We start from the raw sequence: 13442 nt of genomic DNA on the forward strand, positions 1-13442 counted from the left end.
CCCCCCTTGGCCACCACCATCCGCCGCCGGGCCCGCGGCCGGCACACCAGCGTCCGCGACGTCCCCGTGCGCACGCACTGGATGCTGCTGACCACCCTCGTGCTGACCCTCTCGGCGGCGCTGCTCCTCCAGGGCTACACCCAGCACCTCTTCGACCGCACCCCCGACGCGACCCCCCGCGAGCCCGCGACCGCCACCTCCGTGCCCGCCGCCGTCGGCTCCGGCGGGCCGGTGATCGAGGGGTCCTCCGCCCGCACCACCGCCCCGGCGGCCCGCACGGTCTCCCTGACCTTCGACGACGGCCCGGACCCGGTCTGGACGCCGAAGGTCCTCGACGTGCTGCGGCGCCACGGGGTGCACGCCACTTTCTTCACCGTCGGCACCCGGGTCGCCGAGAACCCCGGGCTGGCCCGCCGGATCGTCGCCGAGGGGCACCAGATCGGCCTGCACAGCTTCACGCACACCGACCTCGGGTCGGCCTCCCCCTGGCGGCGTACGTTCGAGCTGCGCCAGAGCCAGCTGGTGGTCGCCGGCGCCACCGGGGTCACCACGCCGCTGCTGCGGCCGCCGTACTCCTCCACGAACCGGGCGCTCACCGACGCCGACTGGGACGCCGTCGCGCAGGCCGGCCGCGAGGGCTACCTCACGGTGCTGACCACGCGCGACAGCCAGGACTGGCGGCGCCCGGGCGTGGACCGGATCGTCGCGAACTCGACCCCCGCGGGCCGGTCCGGGCAGATCGTGCTGCTGCACGACGCGGGCGGGGACCGGGCGCAGACCGTCGCCGCACTCGACCTGCTGGTGCCCCGCCTGAAGAAGGCGGGGTGGCGGTTCACCACGGTCGGCGAGGCCGTCTCGCTGCCCCGGACGGAGCGGCCCGCCACCACCGCGCACGCGTGGCAGGGCTCCGCCCTGATCGCCGCGCTCCGCACCAGTGACTGGGTGCTGGACGGGCTGTCCTGGCTGCTGTGGGCGGCCGGCGCGATCAGCGCCCTCCGGGCGGTCGCGGTGTTCGTGGCCGCGCGGCGCCACGTGCGGATGCGTCGGAAGCCCTGGGGTCCGCCGGTCACCGAGCCGGTGAGCGTGATCGTCCCGGCGTACAACGAGAGCGCGGGGATCGAGGCCGCCGTCCGCTCGCTGCTCGCCTCGGACCATCCGGTCGAGGTCATCGTGGTCGACGACGGGTCGACCGACGGCACGGCCGACATCGTGGAGGCGCTGCGACTGCCCGGCGTCCGCGTCATCCGGCAGGAGAACGCCGGCAAGCCGGCCGCCCTGAACACCGGCATCGCCGCGGCCTCCTGCGACCTGCTGGTGATGGTCGACGGCGACACCGTCTTCGAGCCCGACGCGGTCCGGATGATCGTCCAGCCCTTCGCGGACCCCCGCGTGGGCGCCGTGTCGGGCAACGCCAAGGTGGTCAACCGGGGCGGTCTGCTGGGGCGCTGGCAGCACATCGAGTACGTGGTCGGCTTCAACCTCGACCGCCGTCTGTTCGACCTGGCCGAGTGCATGCCCACCGTGCCGGGGGCCGTGGGCGCCTTCCGGCGCGACGCGCTGCTGCGGGTGGGCGGGGTCAGCGAGATCACGCTGGCCGAGGACACCGACCTCACGATGGCGCTGTGCCGGGACGGGTGGCGGGTCGTGTACGAGGAGCGGGCCAAGGCCTGGACGGAGGCGCCGGCCTCGCTCGGCGCGCTGTGGAAGCAGCGCTACCGCTGGTGCTACGGCACCCTGCAGGCCATGTGGAAGCACCGCGGCGCTCTGGTGCAGCGCGGGCAGGCGGGCAAGCTGGGGCGGCGCGGGCTGGTGTACCTGCTGATGTTCCAGGTGCTGCTGCCGCTGCTCGCGCCGGTCGTGGACGTGTTCGCCGTGTACGGGCTGGTCTTCCTCGACCCGGTGCGCATCGTGGGGCTGTGGACGGCGTTCCTGCTGCTCCAGGTGCTGATGGGGCTGTACGCGTTCCGGCTGGACGGCGAGCGGCCGGGACCTCTGTGGAGCCTGCCGCTCCAGCAGTTCGTCTACCGCCAGCTGATGTACCTGGTGGTGATCCAGTCGGTGTTCACCGCGATCGCGGGCTCCCGGCTGCGGTGGCAGCGGATGGAGCGGTACGGGAGCCTCTCGGTTCCGGTGGCGGCGCCGGCGGAAGCGCCCGCACCGGTGCCGGTGGCCGCGCACGGGTACGAAGCCGTGCCGGCGTCCGGGTACGGGCAGGGGTACGAGGCCCAGGCCGCCGACCCGGCGCCCGGCTTCGACGAGGCGTACGGCTCCCAGCCCGCGCCGCGCTTCGGGTACGACCCCGGGCCCGCACCGGCGTACCGGCCCCGGCAGGCCCCGTACCCGGCGGCTCCGCAGAGCCACATCTGGCCCTCGGAGGGGCCCGGACGGGACCAGTGGGACGAGCACCGCTGACGCGGCGTCCCACCGCTCCGGCCGGCCCGAGATGTGGTCCCGGGCCGGCCGGGGGACGATGGCAGGAGGCCGGCCGGCGCGCGTACGAGCGGTCCGCGGCCGGCCGGTCTGTCGGCACCCGGGGGCCGGCGGCACGGGTACGGGAGGCGGGTGACGGCGTGGACGAGTCGCGCCAGGCGTGGTTCATGGTGATCGGAGTCGTCGCCGTCATCCTCGCGGACCTCGCGGCGATCATCCTGATGAACGTCCTCTGACGCCGAGCCCGCCCCGTGCCGCGGGTCCCCCCTCGTCGGCCCGCAACTCCTACACGTGGGCGGCGTACGTCCCCACGACGGCGCCCGCGACGCCGGAGCACACGACACCGCGCGAGGCGAGGGCCAGGAGCCTGTCCCGCGGGGCGAGCCGTACGGGCGGCAGGCCGGGCAGCGCGGGCGCGACGATCGCCGGGTGCGCCGCCGCCGCGAGCTCCCCGCGGCGCCGGGCGACGCGGAGCCGGCCGGCCAGCAGGATCCGGGGCATCCGCGCCAGCAGGGCCAGGCAGCCCAGCGCCCAGGCCGGGAAGCCGAGGGCTGCGGCGTTGAGGAGCAGCACGGCGAGGACCGCCGCCCCGACGAGGTCGGATCCGTAGGGCGAGCGGGCGAGCGGCACGAGAGGGGCCGCCCAGGGGCGTGCCAGTTCGCCGAGGCTGGCGGCGAGCACCGCCCGTCGCGCGTCGTCCGGACGGAGGGCGGCCTGCGCCCGGGCTGCCTGCGCGGCGCCGCGCGCGCCGGCGGTGGCGAGGGCGTCGCGGAGGTCGTGCCGCTGGACGGCGCGGGCGTGCGCCAGCCCGGCGTTGTGGTGCGGCGCGGCGGCCACCGCCGCCACCCTGCGGGCCTGCGCCGACCCGGGGGCGAGCACCGTGAGGCGCTCCACCAGAGCCGGTCCCCGGCTGCTGCGCGCGGGGCGGTCCGCGTGGATGGTGCGCAGGCACAGTTCCGCGTAGCCGGCGAGCAGGTCCGGATCCCCGGGGAAGTCCGCCAGGGCGCGCCGGAACACCTTCTCGGCCCGGTCGTCGTGGTCGTCGCGGTCCTCCGCGACGTGTGCGACCGCAAGGGCGAGCGACAACTCCGGGGCGGGGCCGTGGGTTTCGAGGGCCGCCTTCGCGACCCGGCGTGCCTGGCGGTACCGGCCGGCCGCGATCAGCGCCCGGGCTCTGGCGCCCTCGGCGGCCACGTCGGCCGTGGTCACGGCGCTTCCGCCGACGTCCGCGCGCGACGCGGTGGCCTGTTCGTTCGTGTCGTGCATGTTTCCCACCCCGGTGTTGCGATCCGAGCCGTTGCTCGGCCGCGCAAATATCGCCTGCGAACCGGAAGTCGTCAATCCGCGATGGGACGTACCCGGGCCAAGGGGACGAAGGCGGGGGCTTCGGGGTGGGTGGGAGCGGGGACGCGTTCCAGGACTCCGCCGGCGAAGACGTCGTACAGGGGGAGGGTTTCGAGGTGGACGTAGCCGATGTGGCAGTCGCAGGTGGCGAGGGGGCAGGGGCGGGGGGCGAGGGCGGCACGGTACGAGCCGTCGTAGAGGTTGCCGAGTTCCGCGCGGACGAAGTGGCAGCGGCGGACCGTGCCCTCGCCGTCCACCGAGAGGACCGACTCGCCGGTGCGGCAGGGCAGTCCGGCCGATCGGTGGGGGTGCCGGCTGTACGGGAAGAGCGGGTCGAGGGCGGTCCAGTCGTCGGCCTCGGCGTCGGTGTAGGTGTGGCCCTCGGCCGCGTTGGCCCAGAGGTAGACGTGGGACGGGAGGTCGGCGCGCAGCCGCCGGGCGTCCGGCAGGTTCTCGGGCAGGCCGACGATGCCGACGCTGTGCCGGATGCCGCGGTCGGCGAGGTCGCGGACCTTCGCCAGGAAGCGGTCGTACGGCGTCTGGCCCGGGTGGTAGGTGCACCAGAGGGCGACGGTGGCCGGGTCGGCGTCGGCGAGCCAGTCGGTGCGGCAGCTGAGGTTGGTCTGGATGGCGACGCGCGTGACGTGCGGCTGGTGGGACAGCTCGACGAGGGCGCGGCGGTACCAGGAGCGGACCAGGCCCTCGCCCCACGGGGTGAAGAGGACCGACAACCGGTCGTCCCGCTGCTCCCCCGCCCAGGCGGTGAAGCGCTCCAGCGCGGCGCGGTCGGCGCGCAGCTGACCGGGCGTGTCACGGCGCTTCGCGAAGGGGCAGTACGGGCAGTCGTAGTCGCAGGAGGCGAGGGGCCCTCGGTAGAGGATCGTCAGGTCCACGGCGGCTACTTCGGGTCGTAGGCGGCCATGGCGGCGCGTACGGCGGGCGAGAAGAGCGCGGGGCCGAGGGCGTCGGAGTGGGCGAGTCCCTCGGGCGTCAGGCGCAGGAGCGGGCCGGCGCCGCCCGCCGGGTCCGCGGTCTCCTCCAGCCAGCCGCGGGCGTCGAAGGCGGCCAGTTCCGCCGGGAAGTCCTCGTGCGGGCCGGTGCCGAAGCGGTCCCGGTAGTCGGCGAGCGGCATGCCGCGGGCCTGGAGGAGGGACTGCAGGAGGTGGCGGCGGCGCGCCTCGGTGCCGTCGACGTAACGGCCGTGGACGGCGCGGCCGAAGTCGGTGGTGGCCGTGTAGTCGTCGATGATGGCCCGGATCTCCCCCATGTCGACGGCGTAGTCGAAGGAGTAGTGGAGGGCCGAGGTGTACGAGCGTGCCCCGCAGCCGAGGCCGATCATGCCGTCGGTCTGGCAGGCGTGGTCGTCGGGTCCCTGCGGGGCGGCGCCGGGCCGCCGGAACATCCGCATGGACACCTGCTCGTAGCCCTGCGCGAGGAGGTGGTCGCGGCCCTGGCGGTAGAGGGCCAGGCGCTGCTCGTCCCATTCCCGGTCGGTGTGCGCGGTGCGGCGGGCGAGGCCGGTGAGCGGGCGGACGTACAGGGGGTAGAGGTACAGCTCCTCGGGCTGCCAGGCGAGGGCGGCGTCCAGCGAGGTGCGCCAGGTGGCGGGGGTCTGGCCGTCGATGCCGTAGATGAGGTCGATGTTGAGGACCGGGACGCGGGCGTCGCGGATCCGGCCGAGCGCGGCCTCGACGTCGGCGCGGCGCTGCGGCCGGACCGCCGCCCGGGCCTCGTCGTCGACGAAGCTCTGTACGCCGATGCTGACGCGGGTGGCGCCGCGGTCGGCGAGGACGGCGAGCCGGTCGGCGGTCGCGGTGGCGGGCGAGGTCTCGACGGAGAGGGGTACGGCGCGCAGGTCGGCGCCCATGCGGTGTTCGGCGATGTCGCAGAGCCTGGTCAGTTCGGCGGCGGTGAGGAAGGTCGGGGTGCCGCCGCCGAAGGCGGCGTTGGCGAACCGCACCGGGCCCTCGTCGCCGAGGGCCTCCCGGACGGCGGCGGCCTGGCGGTCGAGCGCGTCGAGGTACCGGCCGGCGAGCCCGTCGGGGGCGCCGATGCGGGTGAAGAGGTTGCAGAAGCCGCAGCGGACCTCGCAGAACGGTATGTGCAGGTAGAGGGAGAGGGCCTGCTTGTCCTCGCCCCGCCAGAGGTCGCGCAGGGCGGGCCGCTCGGGGAGCGGGCGGTACGCCGTCTTGTGCGGGTAGGCGTAGACGTAGCTCTGGTACGGGCGGACGGGGGCCGCAGTGCCTTCCGCCGCCCCGGTCGGCGTCGCCGTCGCGGTGGGCGTCTCGGTCGCGGTGGGCGTCTCGGTCGCGGTGGGCGTCTCGGTCGCGGCGGCCGTCTCGGTCGCGGTGGCCGTCTCGGTCGCGGTGGGCGTCATGCGGAGTGCTCCAGGAAGAAGTGGGCGTAAGGCACGGTCCAGACGGCCTCGTGGGCGAGCCGGTGTCCGGTGTAGCCGTCGTCGCCGTAGGTGGTGCCGTGGTCGGAGCAGACGATGGCGAAGCAGCGCCGGCGGGAGCCCATCGCGGCGAAGAGCCGGCCGATGTGACGGTCGACGTACTCCAGCGCGGCGGCGTGCGTGGCCCGGCTGTCGCCGGCCTCGCGGGTGGCGCCGGGCGTGTGGAACCAGTTGGGCTGGTGCAGCGCGGAGACGTTGAGGAAGAGGAACAGCCGCTGCTCCTCGGGGAGCGAGCCGACGACCCGCTCGGCCCGCGCCACCTGGGCCTCGAAGGAGGTGGGGGACGCCACGCCGAACTCGGGCTCCCAGTGGCTCTCCTGGAACATGCCGGGGAGCACGTCCCCGAGCGCACCCTGTTTGTTGAAGAAGCCGACGCCGCCGACGCACACCGTGCGGTAGCCGGCCGCGGCGAGGCCGGAGACCAGGTCGGGCGTGTCGAAGACCCAGGTGCGTCCCGCGGTGGTCTCGCTGCCGGCGAAGCGCGCCGCGAACAGCCTCGGGTGCGGGCCGGGCGCGGCGGGGGTGGGCAGGAAGCCGGCGAACATCGCCTGGTGGGAGGCGTAGGTGAAGCTGCCGGGCGCGTGCCGCCGTTCCCAGGCGCCGCCCGGGAGGTGGCGGGCGAGGTGGGGGATGCGTCCGGCGGCGGCCAGTTCGGCGGCCACGTCGTACCGGAGGGTGTCGAGGGTGAGCAGGAGGAGGTCGTCGCGGCCGACGACCTCGTTCATGTCCGGCCCCTCGGGGGCGGTCTCAGGCTGGTGCACGGTGGTTCCTCGGGTGGTGGTGCAGGGGTGCGCGCCCGTGCGCGTACGGGAGTGCGGCCGCGACCTGGGCGGCGTAGGTGTCGAGGCCCTCGGCCCCGCTGCCGGGCAGGCCGGTGAGGCCGGGCAGCAGGTCCCCGAAGGCGTTGACCTCGGCGACGGCGAACCGCCGCCAGCCGACGGCCGGCAGCAGGTCGACGCCGACGCAGAGGGTGCGGGGGAAGCAGGCCGCGGCCCGCTCGCAGATGCGCAGGGCGTCGGCCCAGCGGGGGCCGGCGGCCTCGACCACGGCGGCGAGGTCGCCGCGCAGCCCGCCGAGGTGGAGGTTGGTCATGGGTGACCGGCTGGTGCGGACGACGGCGTGGGTGGCGCGGCCGGCCACGACGACCACGCGCAGGTCCGCCGTACGGCCGCCCAGGGAGGCCTTGGGCCACCAGCGTTCGACGTGCAGCCCGTCGGGGGCGAGGGCGTCGACGAGGGCGGCGGTCTCGCGTTCGCCGGTGATGCGGCGCACCCGCAGCGAGTTGTGGAGGCTGCCGTCCTCGGTGGTCTCGACGGCGGTGGTGGCCCGGATCCGGCCGCGTCCCGCCGTCTCGACCGCGACGATGCCGGAGGCGGAGGAGCCGTGCGCGAGCTTGACGAACACGCGCGGCATGGCGTGGGCGTCCATGAGGGCGCGCACGTCGTCCCAGCCCCGGACCGGTGCCAGGCCGCCGGAGGTCGGAGAGCGGGGCACGGGCACCTCGGCCGTGTCCAGGACGCGGTGGCAGAGCCTCTTGTCGAAGAGCACGGCCAGTTCGTCCGGGTCGTCGAGGCGCACCCCGCCGGTCAGGGACCGTACGGCCGCGGTGAACCCGGCGTACCAGCGGGCGCCGCCCTCCACGCGGGTGGGGTCGTCGAGTCCGCGCAGGACCCGGTCGACCTCGGCGTTCTCCCCCGGCGAGTCGAGGCGTACGAGCTCGTCGGGCCCGAAGACGGCACCGCCCTCGTGCAGGACGGCGGCCCAGGGCACGACGCGGGGCGCGGGCAGCCCCGCGTCGTGCAGGGCCTGGCCGAAGAGGGCGACGCGGCGGTTCTCCGGGTTGCCGACGACCGCCCAGCGCGGGGGCGTGTGCTGTGTCACGGCCGTGGTGGCTATTCGCCCACGGCGACGAACCGCCAGACGCGGCCGTCCCATTCGTCCTCGTCGGCGTGGCCGCGGTCGAGGTCGAGCCGGACGCCGGCGCCTGCCAGGGTGTCGCGGAAGCGCTGCTTCAGCGGGTCGCTGAGGTAGTTGTGGTGGAGGTCGAGGGAGCGGAGGTGGGTGAGGGGCTGTCCGCCCAGGAGGGCGGTGCCGCCCTGGTCGGTGAGGACGCCCATGGAGAGGTCCAGGTGCTCCAGCCGGGCGACCACGGGCGCGGCGGCCATGGCGGTGGCGATCTCGTCCTGGATGTCGCTGTTGCGCAGGGCCAGGTGCCGCAGCGCGGGCAGCCGGTCGCCCGCCATGACGGGCTCCACGTCGGTCAGGACGCAGTCCCCGCCGTAGTTGTCCGTGCCCAGCCAGAGGTCGAGGTGCTCCAGGGCCGGCAGGCTGCTCGCCGCGACGTTCCGGACGGCGGCGGCGGGCATGCCGCCGGTCTGCACGGTGAGGGAGCGCAGCCGCCCGTGCGTGAACGGCGGGATGACGAGGCCGCTGCCGCCGCGGACCCCGAACTCCTCCAGTTCGGGGAACCCGTCGAGCAGGGGGCCGACGTCGCCCTGGTTGATCCACGAGATCTCGCACTGCTCGGACTCCATGTCCCCGAGGAACAGGGCCCGCAGGGCGGGCAGCCGGTCCCGGGCGGCGAGGAGCGCCTCGATGATGTCGCCGGGGCCCTGGTCGTACGCCTCCTCCCAGGCGCCGACGACGAGCGACTTGACGCGGGTGGTGTCGACGGCCGCGGTGAAGCGGTCGAAGGCCGCGGGCCAGCTCTCGGTGGCGTCGTAGGGGTTGGAGGAGATCCGCCAGGCGACGGCGTCGGCCTCGGGCAGCGCGGCCAGGCCCTTCAGGTCCTCGGCCTCCGGGAAGTCGAACACGGGCAGTCCGTACGACTCCCGCAGATGCCTCGCGTAACTCATGGTCCCCGCCGTTCCTCTTCGGTCCCGGACGCCTCGTCCGACGTGCCTGCAAGTTGTAGCAAGCGGCGCTGACAACGGCCGCGGCAGGGGCGGTTCCGGCGGCGTTCCCCGCCTCCCGGACCGCGTGCGGCCCCGTTGTCAGACCCCGGCCCTACGTTTCGTGAACGGCGCGGCGCACGGGGCGGCGTGCGGGAAGGGGACACGTATGTACCGGCAGGGGGACGTGCTGATCGTGCCGCTCGCGGAGGCCTCGGTGCCGCCGCACGCGGCGGACGCACCGCAGGAGCCGAGGGACGGGCGCGGGCGGCTGGTACTGGCGCTGGGCGAGGTGACCGGCCACGCGCACGCGGTGCTCGGTCCTGGCCGACTGGTGCGGGAGCCGGGCCCGTTCGGGCCGATGCTGCTCCATCTCCCGGACGGCGGGCGCGTGGTGCACGAGGAGCACGCCGCGATCCCGCTGCCGAAGGGCTGGTACCGGGTGGTGCGGCAGCGGGAGTACGTGCCGGGCGCGGTCCGCATCGTGGCGGACTGACGTGGCGGACTGACGTGACGGACGGCGGTGCGGGCCGGTGCATCCACAGGCCGGCGGACTGAGGGGGTTGAACGTGGTGAAGGCGATGGCGGAAGTACCGGTGGACGGGGCTGAGGTGGACGGGGCCGAGGTGGACAGGGCCGAGACGGACGAGGTCGAGGTGGACGAGGTCGAGGTGGACGGCGTGTCGGTCGTCGGGCCGGGGCGCGCGGCGCCGGCGGACGGGGTCGCGGAGGGCGACCGGCCGGCGGACGGCTGGCGGGCGGTCGCGGCCGCGACCGGGCCGGCGGACCGGGCGGCTGCGGAGGCGGGGGTGCGGCTCGCGTACCGGACGGCCGGACTCGCCGAGCCCGCCCGCATCGTGTGGGCCGACTCGCCGCGGGCCGCGCTGTGCCTGCTCGGCGACCCGGACGGCCCCTGGGGCACGGAGTCGCGCGGGCGGAGCGTACGGGAGGCGGTCCGCAGCGCGCCCTGGGCGGCCGAGCGCGCCCGGCTCAACGGGACGCTGGGGCCCCAGGGGTGGAGCCGGCGATGGGCCCTGACCGGAGCCCGCCTGTGGGAGAACACCGAGCGGCTCGCGGACCGCATCCGCACCGGGCTGGTCGAGGAGCTGGCGGAGGACCGCGCGGAGGAGGCGGAGGTCCGGCTGCTGCTCCTGGACGCGGTCCTGGGCCAGCACGACGCGGCCTGGCTGAGCGCGTACGACACGGGTGCCGGCACGCCGCTGGAGGGGGTGGCGGCGGTGGCCACGGCCGCGGGCTGGTGGTGGCCGTACGAGCGGCTGGCCGTGGTGTGCGAGCGCCCCGTGGAGCTGCACCGGGACGAAGCGGGCCGGCTGGACCGCGGCGACGGACCCGCCCTCGCCTTCCCGGACGGCTTCGCCCTGTACGCGTGGCGCGGGATGCCGGTGCCCGCCGATCTGCTGTCCGGCCTGGCCACGCTGACGCCCGAGCGGATCCGGGAGGAGGAGAACGCGGAGCTGCGCCGCGTGATGCTGGAGCACTACGGCTACGAGCGGTACCTGGACGAGTCGGGAGCCGAGCCGGTGCACCGGGACGGGACGGGGGTGCTGTGGCGGATACCGCTGCCGGACGACGAGGACGTGGTGATGGTGGAGGTGGTCAACTCCACGCCCGAGCCCGACGGTACGAGCCGCACCTACTGGCTGCGCGTACCGCCGGAGACCCTCACCGCACGGCAGGGGGTGGCGTGGACCTTCGGCCTGGACGCGGCGGAGTACGCGCCGTCCCGGGAGACCTGACCAGGGGCCCGCGGGCCGCTGCGGGGCTCAGCCCGGGTGCGTCTCGCGCCAGTCCCGGACCATGGCCTCGACGTCGAAGGGGCGGAGGTTCAGCGGCGGTCCCGGGGGCGGCATCCGGATCGCCGCGGCGATCTTCTCGTTGACGGCGGTGAGGATCTGCCGGACGCGGGCCTCGGTCCTCGCCCCGGCGACCTCCTCCACGGCGTCCTCGGCCTCCTTGCGCAGGGCCAGCGCGGGCGGGAGGACGGAGACGCCCTCGCGGTGGAGTTTGCCCTTGACCCACCACAGCTCGTCGTAGGGGGCCGCGTCGTCGGCCAGGGGCTTGCCGAAGCCGGCCAGTTCCTTGAAGTCGCCGCGCTCCGTGGCCTCGCGGATCTGCTTGTCCACGAACGACTCGAAGCTGACACCCGGTGGTTTTCGCTCGGTCATGCCTCCAGCCTACGGAATCCGCCGGGCTCCCGGCCCGGCGGGTAGGCTCGGGCAGCAGCGCACGCGCGAGGCGCAGGGACCTCGAACCGAGGGGCAGACCCCAAGGGAGGGACGATGACCGAGCTGACGCTGGTGCGGGGCGACATCACCGAACAGCAGGTGGACGCCGTGGTGAACGCCGCGAACTCCTCCCTGCTCGGCGGCGGGGGCGTGGACGGCGCGATCCACCGCCGGGGCGGCCCGGAGATCCTCGCCGCCTGCCGCGACCTGCGGGCCTCCCACTACGGCAAGGGCCTGCCCACCGGCCGAGCCGTGGCCACCACCGCCGGGAAGCTCCCGGCCCGCTGGGTGATCCACACCGTCGGCCCGGTCTGGTCGCGCGAGGAGGACCGCTCCGCGCTGCTGGCCTCCTGCTACCGCGAGTCACTGCGCGTCGCGGACGAGCTGGGCGCCCGTACCGTCGCCTTCCCCGCGATCTCGACGGGCGTCTACGGCTGGCCGATGGACCACGGCGCGCGCATCGCCGTCGAGACGGTGCGCGCCACCCCGACCTCCGTGGAAGAGGTCCGCTTCGTGCTCTTCGGGGAGCCGGCCTACGAGGCCTTCGCCGCCCACGTGCCGTGAGCCGGCCGGCCCGGGCCCCGGGGGTCCGGGCCCGGGTGACCGGGCCCGGCTGTGCGGCCCGGCCTGGTGCGGGCGGTCGGGTCAGCCGGTCGCGATGCGGGCGCCGTAGGAGGTGAGGGCGCCGATCACGTCGGCGTAGTAGAAGCGCCAGGCGCAGCGCCGGCTCGCGCTCTCCGGGACGCCCTGGCAGGCTGCCTGCGTGCTGAGGTCGATCGCGGTGTTGGTGCCCTTGGCGATGACGCGCTCGGGGTGGTCGGGCCAGTCGAGTTCGAAGACCGGGCCGCCGCTGTCGCCGTTGCCGACCGGCGCGACGTGGTCGACCTGCTCGGCGCGGACCACCGGGCCCACGCTGTAGCCGATGTTGATCCACTGGCCGGTGGCCTTGACCTGGATGTTGCAGACGGCGCCCGAGTACGCGCCCGAGTCGCAGAGCCAGTCGCCCGTGTAGCTGCGGCGGGCTCCGGCCACGGGCTTGGAGAACTCGCCCGTGCCGACGCCGCCGTCGTAGATGCGGCCCGCGGAGGTGGCGTTGACCAGCAGCGTGTCGCGGGTCTTGTTGGTGCCGGAGACCGTGCCCATGGTGATGCCGCCGCCGGTGCGGGCGGTCGCTCCGTCGTCGGCGCAGTGCCCGGCGGACAGCATGGCCGAGGTGCCGGTGCTGGTGATCACGGCGAAGCCGGTGGAGCAGCCGTTCCAGCGGGCGCCGCCCCAGTACGGCGAGGTGTCCGCGCCGCGCGAGACGGGTGCGGGGCGCTCGGCCGTCCGCCGCAGGGGCACCGAGGCGGTCAGGCCGTCCGCGGCCGCGGTGCCGGCGGTGGCCACGGTGAGGCCGCCGCCGTCGGCGTCCGGGGCGACCGAGAGCACGCCCGGCTGCCGGATGAGCCGGGCCGCCTCGGCCTGGAGTGCGCGCTCGGTGTGGGCTGCCGGCAGCACCCGTACCGGCACGCTGCGCCGGATGTCGGCCACCAGGTTCCGTACCGGAGCGGGCAGCGCTCCCTTCCAGTACAGGCGCAGTTCGCGGTTCTCGGGTGCGGTGACGATGCCGGCGTAGCCCTCCGCGCGGGTGGCGGTGATGCGGTCGGCGGCGGCGTCGAGCTTCTTCTGCAGGGCCATCAGGTCGGCCCAGGACGCGAAGCCGCCGGGGACGGGGCCGGTGTGCCCGGTGGTGGCGCCGGCCGGGGCGGCGGGCGCGGGTTTGGCTGCGGGTGCGTCCTGTGCGGCGGCGGTGCCGGCCACGAGTGACGCGGCGAGCGCACCGGCGCCGAGCACGGTGGCCAGCCTGCGGCGCGCGGCGGTGCGGCCGGCCGGGCCGGGGCCGCCGGTGCGGGTGATGCGTATGCGGTGGTTCATGTGCCCCCCTGTCATTGCCCGTTCATCGGGACGGGCTCATGCTCGGGCGGGGGGCGTCCCGGGCGCATGGGGCGGTTGTCCCGTCGTGAGGGGACTTCACAGGGGGACTGCGTACGGGAGGCTCGTACGCGGGCTCCCGGTGGGGTGAACGACGCCGCGCCC

12 protein-coding genes are annotated in these 13442 nt (G+C 75.4%); 4 read left to right on the forward strand and 8 right to left on the reverse strand.

Annotated features, from left to right (window positions below):
- Positions 1–81: 81 nt before the first annotated feature.
- Positions 82–2412 (forward strand): bifunctional polysaccharide deacetylase/glycosyltransferase family 2 protein, encoded by a 2331-nt coding sequence (locus tag ACIQUQ_RS32615; protein ID WP_403983391.1) that lies wholly within the window; start codon positions 82–84, stop codon positions 2410–2412.
- Positions 2413–2715: 303 nt separating this feature from the next.
- Here ACIQUQ_RS32615 and ACIQUQ_RS32620 read toward each other — a convergent pair whose 3' ends face one another.
- The 6 genes from ACIQUQ_RS32620 to ACIQUQ_RS32645 all read right to left on the reverse strand — a co-directional run bounded on the left by ACIQUQ_RS32620 (position 2716) and on the right by ACIQUQ_RS32645 (position 9084).
- Positions 2716–3696 (reverse strand): tetratricopeptide repeat protein, encoded by a 981-nt coding sequence (locus ACIQUQ_RS32620; protein WP_403983309.1) that lies wholly within the window; start codon positions 3694–3696, stop codon positions 2716–2718.
- A gap of 71 nt (positions 3697–3767) precedes the next feature.
- The gene (locus ACIQUQ_RS32625; protein ID WP_403983311.1) at positions 3768–4667 is read right to left on the reverse strand and encodes an STM4011 family radical SAM protein; all 900 of its coding nucleotides are present in this window, start codon (positions 4665–4667) and stop codon (positions 3768–3770) included.
- Positions 4668–4672: 5 nt separating this feature from the next.
- Positions 4673–6151, reverse strand: coding sequence for an STM4012 family radical SAM protein (locus ACIQUQ_RS32630; protein WP_403983313.1), 1479 nt, complete (start codon positions 6149–6151; stop codon positions 4673–4675).
- A complete protein-coding gene (locus ACIQUQ_RS32635) occupies positions 6148–6954 on the reverse strand; it encodes an STM4013/SEN3800 family hydrolase (RefSeq protein WP_403983393.1) in 807 nt (268 codons plus the stop codon). The genes ACIQUQ_RS32630 and ACIQUQ_RS32635 overlap by 4 nt, the downstream gene beginning before the upstream one ends.
- Before the next feature lie 22 nt (positions 6955–6976).
- Positions 6977–8164, reverse strand: a complete 1188-nt coding sequence (locus ACIQUQ_RS32640) for an STM4014 family protein (protein WP_403983315.1) — start codon at positions 8162–8164, stop codon at positions 6977–6979.
- Entirely contained in the window at positions 8122–9084 is a 963-nt protein-coding gene (locus ACIQUQ_RS32645) for an STM4015 family protein (RefSeq protein ID WP_403983317.1), read from the reverse strand. Before ACIQUQ_RS32645 ends, ACIQUQ_RS32640 begins: the two co-directional genes overlap by 43 nt.
- A gap of 205 nt (positions 9085–9289) precedes the next feature.
- Here ACIQUQ_RS32645 and ACIQUQ_RS32650 point away from each other — a divergent pair, with 205 nt between their 5' ends.
- Positions 9290–9616 (forward strand): hypothetical protein, encoded by a 327-nt coding sequence (locus ACIQUQ_RS32650; RefSeq protein ID WP_403983319.1) that lies wholly within the window; start codon positions 9290–9292, stop codon positions 9614–9616.
- Positions 9617–9701: 85 nt separating this feature from the next.
- Positions 9702–10877: a DUF6745 domain-containing protein gene (locus tag ACIQUQ_RS32655; protein WP_403983321.1), complete on the forward strand. Its 1176-nt coding sequence runs from the start codon at positions 9702–9704 to the stop codon at positions 10875–10877.
- Positions 10878–10904: 27 nt separating this feature from the next.
- On the opposite strand, the gene ACIQUQ_RS32660 is transcribed toward ACIQUQ_RS32655, so the two are convergent.
- Complete coding sequence (locus ACIQUQ_RS32660; RefSeq protein WP_403983323.1) at positions 10905–11306, reverse strand: DUF1992 domain-containing protein; 402 nt, start codon at positions 11304–11306, stop codon at positions 10905–10907.
- Positions 11307–11420: 114 nt separating this feature from the next.
- Here ACIQUQ_RS32660 and ACIQUQ_RS32665 point away from each other — a divergent pair, with 114 nt between their 5' ends.
- Positions 11421–11930: an O-acetyl-ADP-ribose deacetylase gene (locus ACIQUQ_RS32665; RefSeq protein WP_403983325.1), complete on the forward strand. Its 510-nt coding sequence runs from the start codon at positions 11421–11423 to the stop codon at positions 11928–11930.
- An 81-nt stretch (positions 11931–12011) separates the two neighbouring features.
- On the opposite strand, the gene ACIQUQ_RS32670 is transcribed toward ACIQUQ_RS32665, so the two are convergent.
- Positions 12012–13280 (reverse strand): hypothetical protein, encoded by a 1269-nt coding sequence (locus ACIQUQ_RS32670; protein ID WP_403983327.1) that lies wholly within the window; start codon positions 13278–13280, stop codon positions 12012–12014.
- Between the last annotated feature and the right edge of the window lie 162 nt (positions 13281–13442).

It is taken from the genome of Streptomyces sp. NPDC101118 (assembly GCF_044759445.1).
Classification (GTDB): domain Bacteria; phylum Actinomycetota; class Actinomycetes; order Streptomycetales; family Streptomycetaceae; genus Streptomyces.

Coding starts and splice junctions, on each gene's coding strand:
- ACIQUQ_RS32615 (WP_403983391.1), top strand. CDS start 82: ATGCTGCTGACCACCCTCGTGCTGACCCTCTCGGCGGCGCTGCTCCTC.
- ACIQUQ_RS32620 (WP_403983309.1), bottom strand. CDS start 3,696: ATGCACGACACGAACGAACAGGCCACCGCGTCGCGCGCGGACGTCGGC.
- ACIQUQ_RS32630 (WP_403983313.1), bottom strand. CDS start 6,151: ATGACGCCCACCGCGACCGAGACGGCCACCGCGACCGAGACGGCCGCC.
- ACIQUQ_RS32635 (WP_403983393.1), bottom strand. CDS start 6,954: ATGAACGAGGTCGTCGGCCGCGACGACCTCCTCCTGCTCACCCTCGAC.
- ACIQUQ_RS32640 (WP_403983315.1), bottom strand. CDS start 8,164: ATGGGACGGCCGCGTCTGGCGGTTCGTCGCCGTGGGCGAATAGCCACC.
- ACIQUQ_RS32645 (WP_403983317.1), bottom strand. CDS start 9,084: ATGAGTTACGCGAGGCATCTGCGGGAGTCGTACGGACTGCCCGTGTTC.
- ACIQUQ_RS32650 (WP_403983319.1), top strand. CDS start 9,290: ATGTACCGGCAGGGGGACGTGCTGATCGTGCCGCTCGCGGAGGCCTCG.
- ACIQUQ_RS32655 (WP_403983321.1), top strand. CDS start 9,702: ATGGCGGAAGTACCGGTGGACGGGGCTGAGGTGGACGGGGCCGAGGTG.
- ACIQUQ_RS32660 (WP_403983323.1), bottom strand. CDS start 11,306: ATGACCGAGCGAAAACCACCGGGTGTCAGCTTCGAGTCGTTCGTGGAC.
- ACIQUQ_RS32665 (WP_403983325.1), top strand. CDS start 11,421: ATGACCGAGCTGACGCTGGTGCGGGGCGACATCACCGAACAGCAGGTG.
- ACIQUQ_RS32670 (WP_403983327.1), bottom strand. CDS start 13,280: ATGAACCACCGCATACGCATCACCCGCACCGGCGGCCCCGGCCCGGCC.